The organism is Stenotrophomonas sp. GbtcB23 (assembly GCF_019091045.1).
GTDB classification, from domain to species: domain Bacteria; phylum Pseudomonadota; class Gammaproteobacteria; order Xanthomonadales; family Xanthomonadaceae; genus Stenotrophomonas; species Stenotrophomonas rhizophila_A.
In genome coordinates this window covers 1-330 of sequence record NZ_JAGXKC010000284.1, presented here as the reverse complement: position 1 = coordinate 330, position 330 = coordinate 1, and the positions used below count along the sequence as shown (strand labels likewise).

At 65.2% G+C, this 330-nt stretch carries 1 protein-coding gene; it reads left to right on the top strand.

The features are described from left to right. A partial coding sequence (locus tag KVS69_RS19130) for an ABC transporter permease subunit (protein ID WP_217539544.1) occupies window positions 1-330 on the top strand: 330 nt, incomplete at both ends.

Sequence of the window (330 nt, the reverse complement as noted above, 5' to 3'; positions counted from 1 at the left end):
GCGCATCACCGAGATCTTCCAGACGATCCCGACGATTCTGCTGATCATCGTCCTGCTGGCGATCGGCGACGCCTCGCTGAACCTGGTCGCGCTCTCCATCGGACTGGCCTCCTGGCCGATGATCCCGCGGCTGGCGCGCGCCGAGTTCAAGTCGCTGCGTGAGGCGGATTTCGTCATGGCGGCGCGCGGCCTGGGCTACGGCACGCCGCGCATCATCGTCTCGGAAATCCTGGCGAATGCGCTGCCCGCCCTGATCGTCGCCGCCTCGGTGCTTGACGCCAACGGCATTCTGCTGGGATCGGCGATTACATTCCTCAATATCGGCGATCC